At 64.6% G+C, this 18,318-nt stretch carries 13 protein-coding genes and 4 tRNA genes; all 17 read right to left on the reverse strand.

All coding sequences use genetic code 11. The features are described 5' to 3' along the window. Nucleotides 1–50 precede the first annotated feature (50 nt). The 17 genes from rpoC to HEP73_RS17260 all read right to left on the reverse strand — a co-directional run bounded on the left by rpoC (nucleotide 51) and on the right by HEP73_RS17260 (nucleotide 18,127). Nucleotides 51–4,268, reverse strand: a complete 4,218-nt coding sequence (gene rpoC / locus HEP73_RS17180; protein WP_185813740.1) for a DNA-directed RNA polymerase subunit beta' — start codon at nucleotides 4,266–4,268, stop codon at nucleotides 51–53. A gap of 89 nt (nucleotides 4,269–4,357) precedes the next feature. Next, nucleotides 4,358–8,509: a DNA-directed RNA polymerase subunit beta gene (gene rpoB / locus HEP73_RS17185; RefSeq protein WP_185813741.1), complete on the reverse strand. Its 4,152-nt coding sequence runs from the start codon at nucleotides 8,507–8,509 to the stop codon at nucleotides 4,358–4,360. A gap of 294 nt (nucleotides 8,510–8,803) precedes the next feature. Next, nucleotides 8,804–9,175, reverse strand: a complete 372-nt coding sequence (gene rplL, locus HEP73_RS17190) for a 50S ribosomal protein L7/L12 (protein ID WP_185813742.1) — start codon at nucleotides 9,173–9,175, stop codon at nucleotides 8,804–8,806. A gap of 64 nt (nucleotides 9,176–9,239) precedes the next feature. Beyond that, nucleotides 9,240–9,779, reverse strand: coding sequence for a 50S ribosomal protein L10 (gene rplJ / locus HEP73_RS17195; RefSeq protein WP_185813743.1), 540 nt, complete (start codon nucleotides 9,777–9,779; stop codon nucleotides 9,240–9,242). Nucleotides 9,780–10,268: 489 nt separating this feature from the next. Further along, on the reverse strand, nucleotides 10,269–10,967 hold the full coding sequence (gene rplA, locus HEP73_RS17200) for a 50S ribosomal protein L1 (RefSeq protein WP_185813744.1): 699 nt from the start codon (nucleotides 10,965–10,967) through the stop codon (nucleotides 10,269–10,271). Between the two features lie 3 nt (nucleotides 10,968–10,970). Further along, nucleotides 10,971–11,399: a 50S ribosomal protein L11 gene (gene rplK, locus HEP73_RS17205; RefSeq protein WP_145699993.1), complete on the reverse strand. Its 429-nt coding sequence runs from the start codon at nucleotides 11,397–11,399 to the stop codon at nucleotides 10,971–10,973. 200 nt (nucleotides 11,400–11,599) lie between these two features. Next, nucleotides 11,600–12,157, reverse strand: coding sequence for a transcription termination/antitermination protein NusG (gene nusG, locus HEP73_RS17210; protein ID WP_185813745.1), 558 nt, complete (start codon nucleotides 12,155–12,157; stop codon nucleotides 11,600–11,602). A gap of 13 nt (nucleotides 12,158–12,170) precedes the next feature. Further along, the gene (gene secE / locus HEP73_RS17215; protein WP_185813746.1) at nucleotides 12,171–12,584 is read right to left on the reverse strand and encodes a preprotein translocase subunit SecE; all 414 of its coding nucleotides are present in this window, start codon (nucleotides 12,582–12,584) and stop codon (nucleotides 12,171–12,173) included. Between the two features lie 50 nt (nucleotides 12,585–12,634). Beyond that, nucleotides 12,635–12,710, reverse strand: a tRNA-Trp gene (locus tag HEP73_RS17220). 134 nt (nucleotides 12,711–12,844) lie between these two features. Further along, complete coding sequence (gene tuf, locus HEP73_RS17225) at nucleotides 12,845–14,035, reverse strand: elongation factor Tu (protein WP_060747701.1); 1,191 nt, start codon at nucleotides 14,033–14,035, stop codon at nucleotides 12,845–12,847. A gap of 45 nt (nucleotides 14,036–14,080) precedes the next feature. After that, nucleotides 14,081–14,156 (reverse strand) — tRNA-Thr (locus HEP73_RS17230). 30 nt (nucleotides 14,157–14,186) lie between these two features. Next, nucleotides 14,187–14,260 (reverse strand) — tRNA-Gly (locus HEP73_RS17235). A 32-nt stretch (nucleotides 14,261–14,292) separates the two neighbouring features. Continuing rightward, a tRNA-Tyr gene (locus HEP73_RS17240) sits at nucleotides 14,293–14,378 on the reverse strand. 168 nt (nucleotides 14,379–14,546) lie between these two features. Then, on the reverse strand, nucleotides 14,547–15,638 hold the full coding sequence (ychF, locus tag HEP73_RS17245) for a redox-regulated ATPase YchF (protein ID WP_185813747.1): 1,092 nt from the start codon (nucleotides 15,636–15,638) through the stop codon (nucleotides 14,547–14,549). A gap of 74 nt (nucleotides 15,639–15,712) precedes the next feature. Beyond that, nucleotides 15,713–16,297, reverse strand: coding sequence for an aminoacyl-tRNA hydrolase (gene pth / locus HEP73_RS17250; protein WP_185820869.1), 585 nt, complete (start codon nucleotides 16,295–16,297; stop codon nucleotides 15,713–15,715). A 54-nt stretch (nucleotides 16,298–16,351) separates the two neighbouring features. Next, on the reverse strand, nucleotides 16,352–16,999 hold the full coding sequence (locus HEP73_RS17255) for a 50S ribosomal protein L25/general stress protein Ctc (RefSeq protein WP_185820870.1): 648 nt from the start codon (nucleotides 16,997–16,999) through the stop codon (nucleotides 16,352–16,354). Between the two features lie 168 nt (nucleotides 17,000–17,167). Further along, nucleotides 17,168–18,127, reverse strand: a complete 960-nt coding sequence (locus HEP73_RS17260; protein WP_185813750.1) for a ribose-phosphate diphosphokinase — start codon at nucleotides 18,125–18,127, stop codon at nucleotides 17,168–17,170. Nucleotides 18,128–18,318: the final 191 nt, after the last annotated feature.

The following is an 18,318-nucleotide window of genomic DNA, read 5'->3' on the forward strand; positions in this document are numbered from 1 at the left end:
CGCCCCTTTTCGCTTGGTACGACCGGCCCCGCGCACGGGGCCGATCAGGCTCACTCTTCGCTGCTGGCAGCCGCCGGTGCGGGCGTTTCTACCGCCGCCTCGGCGTTGCCGCCGGACAGGGTCTGCATCTCCGACTCGGTCAGGCCGGACGCGCCACGGCGACGCTGGGCGTGGTAGGCCAGGCCGGTGCCGGCCGGGATCAGGCGGCCGACGATCACGTTTTCCTTCAGGCCGCGCAGCGTGTCGCTGGTGCCGCGGACCGCCGCCTCGGTGAGGACGCGGGTGGTCTCCTGGAACGACGCTGCCGAGATGAACGACTCGGTGGCCAGCGAGGCCTTGGTGATGCCCAGCAGCACCGGGTCGTACTTGGCCGGCAGTTCGTTGCGGGGCACCAGGCGGGCATTTTCCTCGATGACGCGCTGGCGCTCGGCCTGCTCGCCGTTGAGGAACTTGCTGTTGCCCTGGTCGGTGATCTCGACCTTGCGCAGCATCTGCCGGGTGATGACCTCGATGTGCTTGTCGTTGATCTTCACGCCCTGCAGGCGATACACGTCCTGGATTTCCTTGACCAGGTAGGCGGCCAGCGGCTCCACGCCGAGCAGGCGCAGGATGTCCTGCGGGCTCGGCTCGCCGTCGACCACGGTCTCGCCCTTGGCCACGTGCTCGCCTTCGAACACGATGATCTGGCGATACTTCGGGATCAGCTCTTCGTGTTCCGAACCATCGGTGTCCTTGATGATCAGGCGCTGCTTGCCCTTGGTGTCCTTGCCGAAGCTGATGATGCCCGAGCGCTCGGCCAGGATCGCCGGATCCTTCGGCTTGCGCGCTTCGAACAGATCGGCCACGCGCGGCAGACCACCGGTGATGTCGCGGGTCTTGGATGCTTCCTGCGGGATCTTGGCGACCACGTCGCCCACGCCCACCGCCGCACCGTCCTGCAGGTTGACGATCGAGCGCGGCGGCAGCAGGTACTGCGCCGGCAGATCGGTGCCCGGGATGGTCAGGTCGTTGCCCTTGCCGTCGACGATGCGCACGATCGGGCGCAGGTCCTTGGCCTGGGCGCCGCGACGCTTCGGATCGGTGATCTCGCGCGAGGCCAGGCCGGTCAGATCGTCGGTCTTCTCGATGACGGTGACGCCGTCGATGAAGTCGATGAAGCGGATGAAACCGGCCACTTCCGACACGATCGGGTGGTTATGCGGATCCCAGTTGGCGACCGACTGGCCGGCCTTGACTGCGTCGCCGTCCTTCGCGGTGATCGTGGCGCCGTAGGCCAGCTTGTAGCGCTCGCGCTCGCGGCCGTGGCCGTCGAGCACGGACAGTTCGCCCGAACGCGACACCGCCACCAGCGAACCGTTGGCGTGCTCGACCGACTTGAGGTTGTTGAACTTGATCGAACCGGTGGTCTTGACCGTGATGTTGTCCACCGCCGCCGCACGCGATGCCGCGCCGCCGATGTGGAAGGTACGCATGGTCAGCTGGGTACCCGGCTCGCCGATCGACTGCGCGGCGATGACGCCGACCGCTTCGCCGATGTTGACCAGGTGACCGCGCGCCAGGTCGCGGCCGTAGCAGCGGGCGCACACGCCGAACGAGGATTCGCAGGTGATCGTGGAGCGCACCTTCAGCGTCTGCACGCCGGCCTCTTCCAGCTTGGCCACCCACTGCTCGTCGAGCAGCGTGTTGCGGGTGACGATCGGATCCTCGTCGTTGCCCGGCAGGAACACGTCCTCGGCCACCACGCGGCCGAGCACGCGATCCTTCAACGGCTCGACCACGTCGCCGCCTTCCACGATCGGGGTCATGGTCAGGCCGTCGCTGGTGCCGCAATCCGGTTCGGTGATGACCACGTCCTGCGCCACGTCGACCAGACGCCGGGTCAGGTAACCCGAGTTGGCGGTCTTCAGCGCGGTATCGGCCAGACCCTTACGCGCGCCGTGGGTGGAGTTGAAGTACTCCTGCACGTTCAGGCCTTCGCGGAAGTTGGCCTTGATCGGGGTCTCGATGATCGAGCCGTCCGGACGCGCCATCAGGCCGCGCATACCGGCCAGCTGACGGATCTGCGCCTGGCTACCACGCGCACCGGAGTCGGCCATGATGTACAGGGAGTTCATCGACTTCTGGTCGATGATCTCGCCCTTGGCATTGGTGACCTTCTCGGTACCGATGGTGTCCATCATCGCCTTGGCGATGCGCTCGTTGGTGCGCGACCAGATGTCCACGACCTTGTTGTAGCGCTCGCCGGCGGTGACCAGACCGGACTGGTACTGCTCCTGGATTTCCAGCACTTCCTGCTCGGCTTCGCCGAGGATGCCCTTCTTCTCCGACGGGATCAGCATGTCGTCGATGCCGATCGACACGCCGGCGCGGGTCGCGTAGGCGAAGCCGGTGTACATCAGCTTGTCGGCGAACACGACGCTGTCCTTCAGACCCAGCTGGCGGTAGCTGGAGTTGATCAGGCGGCTGATGTTCTTCTTGGTCAGCTCGGTGTTGGCCAGCGCGAACGGCAGGCCGTCCGGCAGGATTTCGGCCAGCAGCGCGCGCCCGATCGTGGTGTCCACGATCGAGGTCTTCTTGCTGCGGCTGCCGTCCTCGTCGATCACCGTCTCGGTGATGCGGACCTTGACCTTGGCGTGCAGTTCGACCACGCGGTTGTCGTAGGCGCGCTTCACTTCGGCGATGTTGGCGAACACCATGCCCTCGCCCTTCTTGTTCTCCAGGGCGCGGCTCATGTAGTACAGGCCCAGCACCACGTCCTGCGACGGCACGATGATCGGCTCGCCGTTGGCCGGCGACAGGATGTTGTTGGTGGACATCATCAGCGCGCGCGCTTCCAGCTGCGCTTCCAGCGACAGCGGCACGTGCACGGCCATCTGGTCACCGTCGAAGTCGGCGTTGAACGCGGTACACACCAGCGGATGCAGCTGGATCGCCTTGCCTTCGATCAGCACCGGCTCGAACGCCTGGATGCCCAGACGGTGCAGGGTCGGCGCACGGTTCAGCAGCACCGGGTGCTCGCGGATGACCTCTTCCAGGATGTCCCAGACTTCGGCTTCTTCGCGCTCGACCAGCTTCTTGGCGGCCTTGATGGTGGTGGCCAGGCCGCGACGCTGCAGCTTGGCGAACACGAACGGCTTGAACAGTTCCAGCGCCATCTTCTTCGGCAGGCCGCACTCGTGCAGACGCAGGGTCGGGCCGACCACGATGACCGAACGGCCGGAGTAGTCCACGCGCTTGCCGAGCAGGTTCTGGCGGAACCGGCCCTGCTTGCCCTTGATCATGTCGGCTAGCGACTTCAAAGGCCTCTTGTTCGTGCCGGTGATGGCACGGCCGCGGCGGCCGTTGTCCAGCAGCGCATCCACCGATTCCTGCAGCATGCGCTTTTCGTTGCGCACGATGATGTCCGGCGCATTGAGCTCAAGCAGGCGACGCAGGCGGTTGTTGCGGTTGATGACGCGGCGGTACAGGTCGTTCAGATCGGAGGTCGCGAAGCGGCCGCCGTCCAGCGGCACCAGCGGACGCAGATCCGGCGGCAGCACCGGCAGCACGGTCATCACCATCCACTCCGGACGGTTGCCCGACTCGAGGAAGGCTTCGACCAGCTTGATGCGCTTGGTCAGACGCTTGAGCTTGGTTTCCGACCCGGTGCCGGCGATCTCTTCGCGCAGGCGGGTCATTTCCGACTGCAGGTCGATCGTGCGCAGCAGCTCGTACACCGCCTCGGCGCCCATCGCGGCGTCGAAGTCGTCGCCGTGCTCCTGGCGCGCGGTCAGGAACTGCTCTTCGGTCAGCAGCTGGCGGCGCTCCAGGGCGGTCAGGCCCGGCTCGGTCACCACATAGGCTTCGAAGTACAGCACGCGCTCGATGTCGCGCAGGGTCATGTCCAGCATCAGGCCGATGCGCGACGGCAGCGACTTCAGGAACCAGATGTGCGCGACCGGCGAGGCCAGGTCGATGTGGCCCATGCGCTCGCGGCGCACCTTGGCCAGGGTCACTTCGGTGCCGCACTTCTCGCAGACCACGCCACGGTGCTTCATGCGCTTGTACTTGCCGCACAGGCACTCGTAGTCCTTGATCGGACCGAAGATCGCGGCGCAGAACAGGCCGTCGCGCTCGGGCTTGAAGGTACGGTAGTTGATCGTTTCCGGCTTCTTCACTTCGCCGAAGGACCACGAACGGATCAGGTCCGGCGAGGCCAACGCGATCTTGATCGCGTCGAAGTCCAGCGTCTGGCGCTGCTGGTTGAAGAGGTTGAGCAGGTCTTTCATGGTGTTTCTCCGAAAGGAGGAATACGTGTCGATGGGCTGTCAGAGCGCTGCGGCGGCGCGGGTGCCCTGCGGCACCCGCGCCTGCGCGATCAGTCTTCCAGTTCCATGTTGATGGCCAGCGAGCGGATTTCCTTCACCAGGACGTTGAAGGATTCCGGCATGCCCGCGACCATCTCGTGCTCGCCGTCGACGATGTTCTTGTACATCTGGTTGCGGCCCTGCACGTCGTCGGACTTCACCGTCAGCATTTCCTGCAGGGTGTAGGCCGCGCCGTAGGCTTCCAGCGCCCAGACTTCCATTTCGCCGAAGCGCTGGCCGCCGAACTGCGCCTTGCCGCCCAGCGGCTGCTGGGTGACGAGCGAGTACGGACCGGTGGAGCGCGCGTGCATCTTGTCGTCGACCAGGTGGTTCAGCTTCAGCATGTGCATGTAGCCGACCGTGGTGTGGCGATCGAACGCCTCGCCGGTGCGGCCGTCGTACAGCTGGGTCTGGCCGCTGATCGGCAGGTCGGCGAGCTCGAGCATGTGCTTTATCTCGGCTTCCGTCGCACCGTCGAACACCGGGGTGGCCATCGGCACGCCGTCGGTCAGGTTGCCGGCCAGGCGCAGCAGCTCCGCATCGCTGAACTGATCCAGGTCCACACGGTCCTCGCCCAGCTTCTGGTCGTGGTTGTAGATCTGGGTCAGGAACTTGCGCAGGTCGGCGACCTTGGTCTGTGCCTCGAGCATGTTCTGGATCTTGCGACCCAGGCCCTTGGCGGCCCAGCCCAGATGCACTTCCAGCACCTGGCCGATGTTCATGCGCGACGGCACGCCGAGCGGGTTCAGCACGATGTCAACGGTCTCGCCATTGGCCATGTACGGCATGTCCTCGATCGGCTGGATCATCGACACGACACCCTTGTTGCCGTGGCGACCGGCCATCTTGTCGCCGGGCTGGATGCGGCGCTTCACTGCCAGGAACACCTTGACCATCTTCAGCACGCCTGGGGCGAGGTCGTCGCCAGCGGTGATCTTGCCGCGCTTGTCGGCGAAGCGACGCTCGAATTCCTTCTCGTGCGCCTGGATCTGCTTCTGCGCGCGCTCGATCGCGTCCGACGGCTCCTCGTCCTTCATCCGCAGCGCGAACCAGTCGGACTTCTTCAGCCCGTCCAGGTACGCGTCGGTGACGGTGTCGCCCTTCTTCAGGTTCGGACCGCCGTTGGCGACCTTGCCGATCAGCTGGGTGCGCAGACGCGCATAGATCGCGCTTTCCAGGATGCGGAACTGGTCGTCGAAGTCCTTCTTGACCCGCTTGATCTCGTTTTCCTCGATCTGGCGGGCGCGCTTGTCCTTCTCGATGCCGTCGCGGGTGAACACCTGCACGTCGATGACGGTGCCGTCCATGCCCGGCGGCACGCGCAGCGAGCTGTCCTTCACGTCCGAGGCCTTCTCGCCGAAGATCGCGCGCAGCAGCTTCTCTTCCGGGGTCAGCTGGCTCTCGCCCTTCGGCGTGACCTTGCCGACCATGATGTCGCCGGCGCGCACTTCGGCGCCGATGTACACCACGCCCGACTCGTCCAGACGGTTCAGCGCCTGCTCGGACACGTTCGGGATGTCGGCGGAGATTTCCTCCGGCCCCAGCTTGGTGTCGCGCGCCACGCAGGTCAGCTCTTCGATGTGGATCGTGGTGTAGCGATCCTCTTCCACCACGCGCTCGGAGAGCAGGATGGAGTCTTCGAAGTTGTAGCCGTTCCACGGCATGAACGCGATCAGCATGTTCTGGCCCAGAGCCAGCTCGCCGATGTCGGTCGAGGGACCGTCGGCCAGCACGTCGCCGCGCGCGATCACGTCGCCCACATTGACCAGCGGACGCTGGTTGATGCAGGTGTTCTGGTTGGAACGCGTGTACTTGATCAGGTTGTAGATGTCGACGCCGGCATCGGTGCCGCCGCCGATCTCTTCCTCGTTGACCTTGACCACGATGCGGCCGGCGTCGATCTGCTCGATCACGCCGCCACGGCGCGCGTTCACGGTCACGCCCGAGTCGCGCGCCACGGCGCGCTCGATGCCGGTACCGACCAGCGGCTTCTGCGCACGCAGCGTCGGCACGGCCTGGCGCTGCATGTTCGCACCCATCAGCGCGCGGTTGGCGTCATCGTGCTCCAGGAACGGCACCAGCGCCGCCGCGATGGACACGGTCTGCATCGGCGACACGTCCATGAAGTGCACTTCGGCCGGCGGCTTCAGCAGCGACTCGCCCTGGTAGCGGCACGGCACGAACTGCTCGGTCAGGCGGCTCTTGGAATCGTGCAGCGCGTTGGCCTGCGCGATCACGTACTCGTTCTCTTCGATCGCCGACAGGTATTCGACGTCGTCGGTGATCTGGCCGTCCACGACCTTCCGGTACGGCGTCTCCAGGAAGCCGTACTGGTTGGTGCGGGCATACACCGCCAGCGAGTTGATCAGGCCGATGTTCGGGCCTTCCGGCGTCTCGATGGTGCAGACGCGGCCGTAGTGGGTCGGATGCACGTCGCGCACTTCGAAGCCGGCGCGTTCGCGGGTCAGACCGCCCGGGCCCAGCGCGGAGACGCGGCGCTTGTGCGTCACTTCCGACAGCGGGTTGTTCTGATCCATGAACTGCGACAGCTGCGAGGAGCCGAAGAACTCCTTGATCGCGGCGGCCACCGGCTTGGCGTTGATCAGTTCCTGCGGGGTCAGGCCTTCGGACTCGGCCATCGACAGGCGCTCCTTGACCGCGCGCTCGACGCGGACCAGGCCCACGCGGAACACGTTCTCGGCCATTTCGCCGACCGAACGCACGCGACGGTTGCCCAGGTGATCGATGTCGTCGACCACGCCGCGACCGTTGCGGATCTCGGTCAGGACCTTGATCACTTCCAGGATGTCGGAGCTGTCGGCATGCTCGGCGACCAGGCGCTTGGACTCTTCGTCGTTGCGCTCGCCGAAGTACTTCTTGTCGTACAGCACCGACTCGCCGGTGACTTCCTTGCGGCCGACACGGCGGTTGAACTTCATGCGGCCGACCGTGGACAGGTCGTAGCGCTCGAAGGTGAAGAACAGGTTGTGGAACAGGTTCTGCGCGGCATCCTTGGTCGGCGGCTCGCCGGGACGCATCATGCGGTAGATCTCGACCAGCGCTTCCAGCTGGGTCTTGGTCGGATCGATGCGCAGGGTGTTGGACAGGTACGGACCACGATCCAGATCGTTGACCCACAGCGTGCCCACGGCGTCGACGCCGGCCTTGCGGAACGCGGTCAGCTGATCTTCGCTGATCTCGTCGTTGGCGCTGGCCAGCAGTTCGCCGGTCGAGGCATCGACCACGTCGTGCGACAGGATGCGGCCGACCAGGTACTCGTCGGGCACTGCCAGCGCGGCGACGCCGGCGGCTTCCAATTGCTTGACGTGGCGCGCGGTGATGCGCTTGCCGGCCTCGACGATGACCTTGTCGCCATCGGCCAGGTCGAAGTTCAGCGTCTCGCCGCGCAGGCGCTCGGGCACCAGCTCCAGCTGCACGCCTTCCTTGGGATCGATGTGGAAGGTGTTGATCTCGAAGAACTCGGCCAGCATCTCTTCGTTCGAATAGCCGAGCGCGCGCAGCAGGATCGACACCGGCAGCTTGCGGCGGCGGTCGATACGGGTGAACAGCGCGTCCTTTGGGTCGAACTCGAAGTCCAGCCAGGAACCGCGGTACGGGATGATGCGGGCGCTGTACAGCAGCTTGCCCGAGCTGTGGGTCTTGCCGCGGTCGTGGTCGAAGAACACACCCGGCGAACGGTGCAGCTGCGAGACGATGACGCGCTCGGTACCGTTGACGATGAAGGTGCCGTTGTCGGTCATCAGCGGGATTTCGCCGAGATAGACCTCCTGCTCCTTCACGTACTTGATGGCCTTGGTCGAGGACTCGCGGTCGTAGATCACCAGGCGCACGGTCACGCGCAGCGGGGCGCCGTAGCTCATGCCGCGCTGGCGGCATTCACGCTCGTCGAACACCGGGTCGCCCAGCTTGTAGCCGACGTACTCCAGGGCCGCGTTGCCGCTGTAGCTGGAGATCGGGAACACCGATTTCAGGGCCGCGTGCAGGCCGTGGTCCGAACGCTTGTTCGGGTCGGTGTTTTCCTGCAGGAATTCGCGGTAGGAATCCACCTGGATCGCCAGCAGGAACGGCACTTCGAGGATCGAGCGCTGCTTGCCGAAATCCTTGCGGATACGCTTCTTTTCGGTGAACGAATAAGACGTCATGAGGTATCACCTTGGCTGTGCGGGCCGCGCGTCCGCGGCCCTGAGTGAACATAAATTGTCAGTTGGAAGTCGCTGGTATTGCCGGCACCAGCACGCCTTCTCTTGCTACTTCCAACTACCAACTCGGTAAGGCCGAAATTGGGGATGACGAGATTCGAGATGGGCCAAACGGGCGCCATCGAATCCCTAATGCCGAATCTCTAATCCCGGCTTTGCAACAACGGCCAAAGGCCGGGGACTTGCGTCCCCAGCCTTCGATGCATCACCTGACACGCTGGCGATGCAAGATGCCGATTACTTGATTTCGACGGTCGCGCCGGCGGCCTCGAGATCCTTCTTGAACTTCTCGGAATCTTCCTTCGACACGGCTTCCTTGACGGTCTGCGGAGCACCTTCGACGAGGTCCTTCGCTTCCTTCAGGCCCAGGCCGGTGATGGCGCGGACGGCCTTAATGACTTCGACCTTCTTCTCGCCGATAGCCTTCAGGATGACGTTGAACTCGGTCTGCTCTTCGACCGGGGCAGCAGCAGCGGCCGGGCCGGCAGCGGCGACCGGGGCGGCGGCGGAGACGCCAAACTTCTCTTCGATGGCCTTGACCAGCTCCATCACTTCCATGAGGGTCTTTTCGGCGATTGCGTCGACGATCTGTTCGTTAGACAGGGACATTGTGATTACCTTTGGAATTTTTTTCTGGATGAGGTTCTAGTGAACCGTTTCAGGTGTCGCGAACTTAAGCCGTTTCGGCCGGGGCTTCTTCCGCTGCGGCGGGGGCTTCTTCGCCACCACCGAGCTTGTCGCCCACTGCCTTGACCGCGCGTGCAAACATGCTCGCCGGCTCGGCGAGGACGCGTGCCAGCATGGCCAGCGCCTGCTCGCGGGTCGGCAGCGATGCCAACACCTCGAGGTGAGCGGCCGGATACAGCTGGCCACCCATCGACACGACCTTGGCTTGCAGCTTGTCGTTACCCTTGGCGAATTCCTTGATCAGACGACCGGCAGCGCCGGGTTCTTCCGTCGAGAACGCATACAGCAGCGGACCGACCAGCGCGTCCTGAACGCACTCGTATTCGGTACCGGCAACGGCACGCGCGGCCAGGGTGTTCTTGACAACACGCAAGTACACACCGGTTTCGCGCGCCTTCTTGCGCATCGCGGTCAGCTGGGCGACCGTGATGCCGGCGTACTCGGCAGCAACCAAGGAGTGAGCCTTCGCGGCAACGTCTGCCAGTTCGGCGACGACTTCTTGCTTCTGGGACAGATTGAGAGCCATTGCACTCCTCCGTTAAAGCAGAGAGTCGGGATTGGTGATTCGGGACTCGTCAGGAGCGATACCGCCGCCCTTGCCAATCCCCGATCGCGAATCGCGAATCCTCGCTTCAAACATACTCCGCTCACGGCTCCTGCCGCTTGCGGTCCTGGGCGGCCTCCATCCTGGATGCCGGGGACGCCGAATGGCATCCCAGTTGGTGGCCGTTCCAGACCTGGAGTGAGCGCGCTCGGGAAACCCCGAACTGGCTTGAACCAGAAAAACTCCAGAAAGGCGGCACCATCTACGCCGGCGCGTCCCCGAGGGGACTGGATTAAGCGATCCCGCTGTACCGACGGCGACTCCTTGCCATATCGAGCTTCCGTGCCCGTCGTCGGTATGCGCCGACCGCGCCTGCGGTCTTTGACGGCTTCGCTCCGGGTTGCCCCTCGGCGACGCCTTCAAAAGGGTGGAACCGGCGGCGCGCCTCGCGGAGCGCCGCCGTGTCGCGAATTACTTCAGGGACAGCGAAGCCTGATCGACGGTGACGCCCGGACCCATGGTCGAGCTCACCGAGATCTTCTGCAGGTAGGTACCCTTGGACGTGGCCGGCTTGGCCTTGACCAGGTCCATCAGCAGCGCCTGCAGATTGTTCTTCAGCGCTTCGTCTTCGAAGCTGGCCTTGCCGATGGTGCAGTGGATGATGCCGGCCTTGTCGGTGCGGTAGCGCACCTGACCCGACTTGGCGTTCTTCACCGCTTCGGCCGGATTGGCCGACACGGTGCCGACCTTCGGGTTCGGCATCAGGCCGCGCGGGCCCAGCAGCGTGCCCAACTTGCCGACGACGCGCATCGCGTCCGGGGTGGCGATGACCACGTCGTAGTTCAGGTCGCCGGCCTGCATCTTCTCGGCCAGGTCGTCCATGCCGACGGCTTCGGCGCCAGCGGCCAGGGCTTCGTCAGCCTTGGCACCGGCCGGGGCGAACACCGCCACGCGCACACTCTTGCCGGTACCGGCCGGCAGCACGGTGGAACCGCGCACCTGCTGGTCGGACTTCTTGGCATCCACGCCCAGGCGCACGGCCACGTCGACGGCTTCGACGAACTTGGCCTTGCTGGTGGACTTGAGGATCTTCAGCGCTTCGTCGATCGAATACGCCTTGCCCGGCTGCACGGCAGCACGGATTGCTTTCTGTCGCTTGGTCTGTGCCATCGCTTAACCCTCCACCGTCAGGCCCATGCTGCGGGCGGAACCCGCAATCGTACGTACCGCCGCTTCCAGCTCGGCTGCAGTCAGGTCGGCTTCCTTCGCCTTGGCGATCTCTTCGAGCTGCTTGCGGGTGACCTTGCCCACCTTTTCGGTGTTCGGGCGCTTGGAACCGGAGGTGACGCCTGCGGCCTTCTTCAACAGCACGCTCGCAGGGGTGCTCTTGGTGATGAAGGTGAAGGTACGGTCCGAATAGGCCGTGATGATGACCGGAGTGGGCAGGCCCGGCTCCAGCTTCTGCGTGGCGGCATTGAACGCCTTGCAGAATTCCATGATGTTCAGGCCGCGCTGACCCAGCGCAGGACCGACCGGCGGCGAGGGATTGGCCTGACCGGCCTTCACCTGCAGCTTGATGTAACCGACTACTTTCTTTGCCATTTCAGTGGTCTCCGGGTGCTAGCGCCCAACTTGCAGGCTCCCCATCGCGACGGGAAAATCACGTGTCCCGCCATCACGTTTGAAGTGCGCAGAAAGCCGCCTTGCGGCGGCTTCCGGTCCTGCCAGGCGGCGAGCCTGGACAGCGAGCCGCGCAGTATAGCAGAGATTTTGGCGTCCGGCGCAGCTGCGCCGGCGCGGGCTCAGGCCTTCTCGACCTGGCCGAATTCCAGCTCCACCGGGGTGGAGCGGCCGAAGATCAGCACCGCGACGCGCAGGCGGCTCTTCTCGTAGTTGACTTCCTCGACCACGCCATTGAAGTCGTTGAACGGGCCATCGGTGACGCGGACCATCTGGCCCGGCTCGAACAGCACCTTCGGACGCGGCTTCTCCACGCCATCCTGAACGCGCTGCAGGATCGCATCGGCCTCTTCGTCGCGGATCGGAAGCGGGCGATCGGCGGTGCCGCCGATGAACCCCATGACCTTCGAGGTTTCCTTGACCAAGTGCCAGCTTTCGTTGTCGATGCGCGGGATGCCGGCTTCTTCGTGGGTCTCGATCTGCACCAGCACGTAGCCCGGGAAGAACTTGCGCTCGGAACGGCGTTTCTGGCCGGAGCGCATTTCGATCACTTCCTCGGTCGGCACCAGCACGTCGCCGAAGCGCTCCTGCATCTCGTCACGCACAATGCGGTCGCGCAGCGCTTGGGCCACGGACTTCTCGAAGCCTGAATAGGCGTGAACGACATACCAACGCTTCACTGCTGCACTCTCCTCAACGACTCACGAACCACTGCATCAGCTTCTGGATCAGGAAATCGAACCCGCCCAGCAGCAGACTCAGAATGATCACCACCACGATCACGACCCAGGTGGTGCGGATCGCTTCCTGACGGGTCGGCCAGACCACCTTGCGCAGTTCGAACCGGGACTCGGACACGAACTCACGGGACTCGCGCCCCTTGGCGGTCAGCAGAAACACCGCGGCGGCCGCGACCAGGCCGACGATGACCGCCAGGCCACGCAGCGGCCCGGACCAGCTACCCAGCTGCGTCGCACGACTCGGCTCGCCGAACCAGAACCAGACAAACAGGCCCGCAACCACCAGCAAGGCAGCGATGACGTACTTGACGATATCGCCACCGGTAGAAGCGGCGTTGCCTTTGGAATGCTCGATCTTGCTGTTCATCCGACTCTTGCGGCTATGCGACCAAGGTCACTGGATAGGGTGCGGCAAATTGGCACGCCAGGAGGGACTCGAACCCCCAACCTGCGGTTTTGGAGACCGCTGCTCTGCCAATTGAGCTACTGGCGTGTAGTAAGAACGATTGCACTTCCCTTAGACGGCGAAGGCGGACCGAAGGTTCCGGCCCGCCCTTCGCTGAACCCGACGGCCGAAGCCGCCTGCACATCGTCAAACTGCGGCGACCGAAGTCGCCGCAGCGGGCATTACTTGATGATCTTGGCTACCACGCCGGCGCCGACGGTGCGGCCGCCTTCGCGGATCGCGAAACGCAGGCCTTCGTCCATCGCCACCGGGTTGATCAGCGTGACCACCATCTTCACGTTGTCGCCCGGCATCACCATCTCCACACCTTCCGGCAGCTCGCAAGCGCCGGTGATGTCGGTGGTGCGGAAGTAGAACTGCGGACGGTAGCCCTTGAAGAACGGAGTGTGACGGCCGCCTTCGTCCTTCGACAGCACGTACACTTCGGCTTCGAACTCGGTGTGCGGCTTGATCGAACCCGGCTTGCACAGCACCTGGCCGCGCTCCACGTCGTCACGCTTGGTGCCGCGCAGCAGCAGACCGGCATTGTCGCCCGCCTGACCCTGGTCCAGCAGCTTGCGGAACATTTCCACGCCGGTGACCGTGGTCTTCTGCGTGGCACGGATGCCGACGATTTCGATTTCGTCGCCCACCTTGATGATGCCGCGCTCGATACGGCCGGTCACCACGGTGCCGCGGCCCGAGATCGAGAACACGTCTTCCACCGGCATCAGGAACGGCTTGTCCACGTCGCGCTGCGGCTCCGGGATAAACGTATCCAGCGCTTCCACCAGCTTCAGGATCGACGGTACGCCGATCTCGCTCTGGTCGCCTTCCAGCGCCAGACGCGCCGAACCGTGGATGATCGGGGTGTCGTCGCCCGGGAAGTCGTACTTGCTCAGCAGCTCGCGCACTTCCATCTCGACCAGCTCGAGCAGCTCGGCGTCGTCGACCATGTCGGCCTTGTTCAGGAACACCACGATGTGCGGCACGCCGACCTGGCGCGACAGCAGGATGTGCTCGCGGGTCTGCGGCATCGGGCCGTCAGCGGCCGAGCACACCAGGATCGCGCCGTCCATCTGCGCCGCACCGGTGATCATGTTCTTGACGTAGTCCGCGTGACCCGGGCAATCGACGTGCGCGTAGTGACGGTTCGGGGATTCGTACTCCACGTGCGCGGTCGAGATCGTGATGCCGCGCGCCTTCTCTTCCGGCGCCGCGTCGATCGCGTCGTATGCCTTGAACTCGCCGCCGAAGCGCTCTGCGCCGATCTTGGTCAGCGCCGCGGTCAGCGTGGTCTTGCCGTGGTCGACGTGACCGATGGTGCCGACGTTGACGTGCGGCTTGGTGCGCTCGAACTTACCCTTGGCCATGGCTGCTTCTTCTCGGTGATCGTAGAAAGATTTGAAGACTGAAGATGGTGCTCACGAAAGGAATCGAACCTTCGACCTCCTCCTTACCAAGGAGGTGCTCTACCGACTGAGCTACGTGAGCGTAGTTCTATTGTGACACAAGCGCGTTCAATGGAGCGGGAGACGGGAATCGAACCCGCACCATCAGCTTGGAAGGCTGAGGTTCTACCGTTGAACTACTCCCGCTACGGGATGCCGCACTGCCACAACAAAAAAACTGGTGGAGGGAGGTGGATTCGAACCACCGAAGGCGTAAGCCAGCAGATTTACAGTCTGCCCCCGTTGGCCGCTTGGGTATCCCTCCAGCTACCCGTCCCGACCAGGCCGCAAGGCCGAAATCAGTCCGGGGTGAAACAGCCCGCTATTCTTCCCTGACATCCCTGCCTTGTCAACAGTATTTTGACGCGATGTCGCAGGAAACGCGCACCGCGCGCGCCACCCCCGCGCCACGGCGCGAACGCGCGCATGCGGGTCAGACGTTGAAGCGGAAATGCAGCACGTCGCCTTCCTGCACGCGGTATTCCTTGCCCTCCAGGCGCAGCCGCCCGGCCTCGCGCGCGCCGGCCTCGCCTTTGTACTTGATGAAGTCGTCGTAGGCGATGGTTTCGGCGCGGATGAAGCCCTTCTCGAAATCGGTGTGGATCACCGCGGCGGCCTGCGGCGCGGTCGATCCGGCCTTCACCGTCCATGCGCGCACTTCCTTGACGCCTGCGGTGAAATAGGTCTGCAGCCCGAGCAGCGAATACGCCGCGCGGATCACCCGGTTCAAGCCCGGCTCGGCCAGGCCCAGGTCGGCCAGGAAGGTGTCGCGATCGGCGTCGTCCAGCTGCGACAGCTCTTCTTCGATCGCCGCCGACACCGGCACCACTTCGGCGCCCTCGGTGGCGGCGCGCGCGCGCACCGCATCCAGGTGCGGATTGTTCTCGAAACCGTCCTCGAGCACGTTGGCGATGTACATCACCGGCTTGAGCGTGAGCAGGAACAGATCGCGCACCAGCGCCTTCTCTTCCTCGTCCAGGCCCGCAGTGCGCCCGGCCTTGCCGTCGGCCAGCGCGGCCTGCAGCTTGGCCAGCACCGGCTTGCGCGCGGCCGCGTCCTTGTCGCCGCCCTTGGCGCTGCGCTCGGCGCGGTTCAGCGCCTTCTCGACGCTGTCCAGGTCGGCCAGGGCCAGCTCGGTGTCGATGGTCTCGATGTCCGAGATCGGATCGACCTTGTTGTTGACGTGGATGACGTCGGCGTTCTCGAAGCAGCGCACCACGTGGGTGATCGCATCGACCTCGCGGATGTGCGCCAGGAACTTGTTGCCCAGGCCCTCGCCGCTGGCCGCGCCGGCGACCAGGCCGGCGATGTCGACGAACTCGACCGCGGTCGGCACGACCTTCTGCGGATTGATGATCTTGGACAGCTCGCCCAGCCGCGGATCCGGCACCGGCACCACGCCGACGTTGGGCTCGATGGTGCAGAACGGGAAGTTGGCCGCAGCGATGCCCGCCTTGGTCAGCGCATTGAACAGAGTCGACTTGCCGACGTTCGGCAGGCCGACGATGCCGCATTTGATGCCCATGGTTCACTTCCGGGATTTGGGATTCGGGATTGGAGATTCGCCATGCCGCACGGCCGCGAATCCCCAATCCCCAATCACGAATCCCTGCTCGTATGCAAGCGCTTCATCGCCTCGTTGAAATCGCCCTGCACCGCCAGCGGCAGTACGGCGATGGCGTCGTCGATGGCGCGGTCGATCAGGATCTGGTCGTCCTTGCTCGCACGCCCCAGCACCCAGGGTACGACCTTGTCCTTGTGCCCGGGATGGCCGATGCCGATGCGCAGCCGATGGAAACCGGCATGCCCGAGCAGGCGGATGGTGTCGCGCAAGCCGTTCTGCCCGCCATGGCCGCCGTCGAACTTGAGCCGCACCGTACCCGGCGCCAGATCCAGTTCGTCATGCGCCAGCAGCGCCTGCGCCGGTTCGATCTTCCAGTAGCGCAATGCGGCGGTCACCGACTTGCCGCTGAGATTCATGAAGGTGGCCGGTTTCAACAGCCATACCGCCTGCCCGGCCACATCGACCTTGGCGGTTTCGCCGAACAGCTTGGCGTCCACGCTCCAGCGCGCGCCGGCCCGCTCGGCCAGATGTTCGACAAAACGAAACCCGGCGTTGTGCCGGGTGTTCGCGTGTTCGGCTCCGGGATTGCCCAGACCGACGATCAGACGCAGACCAGTCATGCCGCAGCATCGCCGCGGCGTCCGGACCAGACGGCCCGGACGCCGCGCAGGCGATTACTTGCCGTCCTTCTTCGCCGGCTCGGCCGCGGCCGGGGCCTCGGTCGCTTCCGGCTCGGCCTCGACACGGCCGTGCTTGGCGATGACCACCGCCACGTCGTGCTCCTTGCCCAGCTTCAGCTCCGGCAGCTCGACGCCGGCCGGCAGCTTCAGGTCGGACAGGTGGATCACGTCGCCGACGGACAGCGCGGACAGGTCGACTTCGACGAACTCCGGCAGGTCCTTCGGCAGGCACACGACCTGGATCTCGTTCAGCTCGTGGGTGACGACCACTTCGGCCGACTTGCCGGCCGGCGAGGTGTCCTCGTTGAGGAAGTGCAGCGGCACCGAGGCATGCAGCACCTCGTTGTCGTTCACGCGCTGGAAGTCGATGTGCAGGATCAGCTGCTTGAACGGATGACGCTGCATATCGCGCAGCAGCACCTTCTGGATGTCGCCGTTCAGGCTCAGGCTCAGGATCGACGAATAGAACCAGTCGTTCTGGCTGGCGAGCCAGACTTCGTTGTGGTTGAGCTCGATGTTGACCGGCTTCAGTTCGCCACCGTAGACGATGGCGGGGATCAGGCCGTCGCGACGGAGGCGGCGGCTCGCACCCTTACCCTCGACCTCGCGGCGCTGAACCTTGATTTCATGTGTGGTTGCCATTTGCGTTTACTACCTTGGTTGAATGAACCGCCTCGCGGCGGTTTTGAGGACTCTTCCGCGACCAGAAGAGTCTGTGTGGAGCCGGGATTGGGGATTCGGGATTGGGGATTCGCAGAGCCAGCGCCGTTGCGAATCCCCAATCCCGAATCTCCAATCCCCACCCTTAGATCAATCGACGTACAACGAACTCACCGACTCGCCGAAGGCGATGCGGCGAATGGTTTCGGCCAGCAGCTCGGCGACGCTGAGCTGGCGGATCTTGTTGCAGCCGCGCGCGGCGTCCGACAACGGAATCGTGTCGGTGACGACCAGTTCGTCGAGCTGCGAATTGCTGATGTTGCTGACCGCCGGGCCGGACAGCACCGGATGGGTGCAGTACGCGGCCACTTTCAGCGCGCCCTGCGCCTTCAGCGCGGCTGCGGCGGCGCACAGGGTGCCGGCGGTATCGACGATGTCGTCGACCAGCACGCAGGTCTTGCCTTCGACGTCGCCGATGATGTTCATCACCGTGGACACGTTGGCGCGCGGGCGGCGCTTGTCGATGATCGCCAGGTCGGCGTCATCCAGGCGCTTGGCCACGGCGCGGGCGCGGACCACGCCGCCCACGTCCGGCGACACCACGATCAGGTTGTCGGTGCCGTAAGCGCGCCAGATGTCGGCCAGCAGCAGCGGCGAGGCGTAGACGTTGTCGACCGGGATGTCGAAGAAGCCCTGGATCTGGTCGGCGTGCAGGTCCACGGTCAGCACGCGGTCGGCATTGACCGCGGTGAACATCTTCGCCGCGACCTTGGCGGTGATCGGCACGCGCGAGGAACGCATGCGCCGGTCCTGCCGCGAATAGCCGAAGTACGGCACCACCGCGGTGACGCTGGCGGCGCTGGCGCGCTTGAGCGCGTCGATCAGCACCAGCAGCTCCATCAGGTTCTCCGCGCTGGGCGCGCAGGTCGGCTGGATCACGAACACTTCCTGCCGGCGCACGTTCTCCTCGATCTCCACCTGCACTTCACCATCGGAGAAGCGCGACACCATCGCCTTGCCCGGACGCACGCCCAGCTCCTTGCAGATGCTCTTGGCAAGCGGCTTGTTGGCATTGCCGGAGAACACCAGCAGGTTACGTTGATCTTGCATGAGGAGTGTCTCGGGCGGCGGCGGCGAAAGAACTGCGAAACGAAGAAACAGCATGGAACCGGAAGAACCCAGGCGAAGCGACGCTCCTACCTGTTGAACCCCCGCACATGGATGTGCGGGCTCTTGCGAGGGATTCGCCCCGTTGAATCCCCGCACACGGATGTGCGGGCTTCTGCGAGGGACTCGCATAA

Origin of the sequence: Xanthomonas sp. GW (assembly GCF_014236815.1) — a bacterium.
Classification (GTDB): Bacteria; Pseudomonadota; Gammaproteobacteria; order Xanthomonadales; family Xanthomonadaceae; genus Xanthomonas_A.

Bases quoted from the DNA above. Each gene is read 5' to 3' on its own strand.
- rplK (WP_145699993.1), bottom strand. From the start codon at position 11,399: ATGGCAAAGAAAGTAGTCGGTTACATCAAGCTGCAGGTGAAGGCCGGT.
- ychF (WP_185813747.1), bottom strand. From the start codon at position 15,638: ATGGGCATCAAATGCGGCATCGTCGGCCTGCCGAACGTCGGCAAGTCG.
- rpoC (WP_185813740.1), bottom strand. From the start codon at position 4,268: ATGAAAGACCTGCTCAACCTCTTCAACCAGCAGCGCCAGACGCTGGAC.
- rplA (WP_185813744.1), bottom strand. From the start codon at position 10,967: ATGGCACAGACCAAGCGACAGAAAGCAATCCGTGCTGCCGTGCAGCCG.
- secE (WP_185813746.1), bottom strand. From the start codon at position 12,584: ATGAACAGCAAGATCGAGCATTCCAAAGGCAACGCCGCTTCTACCGGT.
- rplL (WP_185813742.1), bottom strand. From the start codon at position 9,175: ATGTCCCTGTCTAACGAACAGATCGTCGACGCAATCGCCGAAAAGACC.
- pth (WP_185820869.1), bottom strand. From the start codon at position 16,297: ATGACTGGTCTGCGTCTGATCGTCGGTCTGGGCAATCCCGGAGCCGAA.
- HEP73_RS17255 (WP_185820870.1), bottom strand. From the start codon at position 16,999: ATGGCAACCACACATGAAATCAAGGTTCAGCGCCGCGAGGTCGAGGGT.
- HEP73_RS17260 (WP_185813750.1), bottom strand. From the start codon at position 18,127: ATGCAAGATCAACGTAACCTGCTGGTGTTCTCCGGCAATGCCAACAAG.
- rplJ (WP_185813743.1), bottom strand. From the start codon at position 9,779: ATGGCTCTCAATCTGTCCCAGAAGCAAGAAGTCGTCGCCGAACTGGCA.
- rpoB (WP_185813741.1), bottom strand. From the start codon at position 8,509: ATGACGTCTTATTCGTTCACCGAAAAGAAGCGTATCCGCAAGGATTTC.
- tuf (WP_060747701.1), bottom strand. From the start codon at position 14,035: ATGGCCAAGGGTAAGTTCGAGCGCACCAAGCCGCACGTCAACGTCGGC.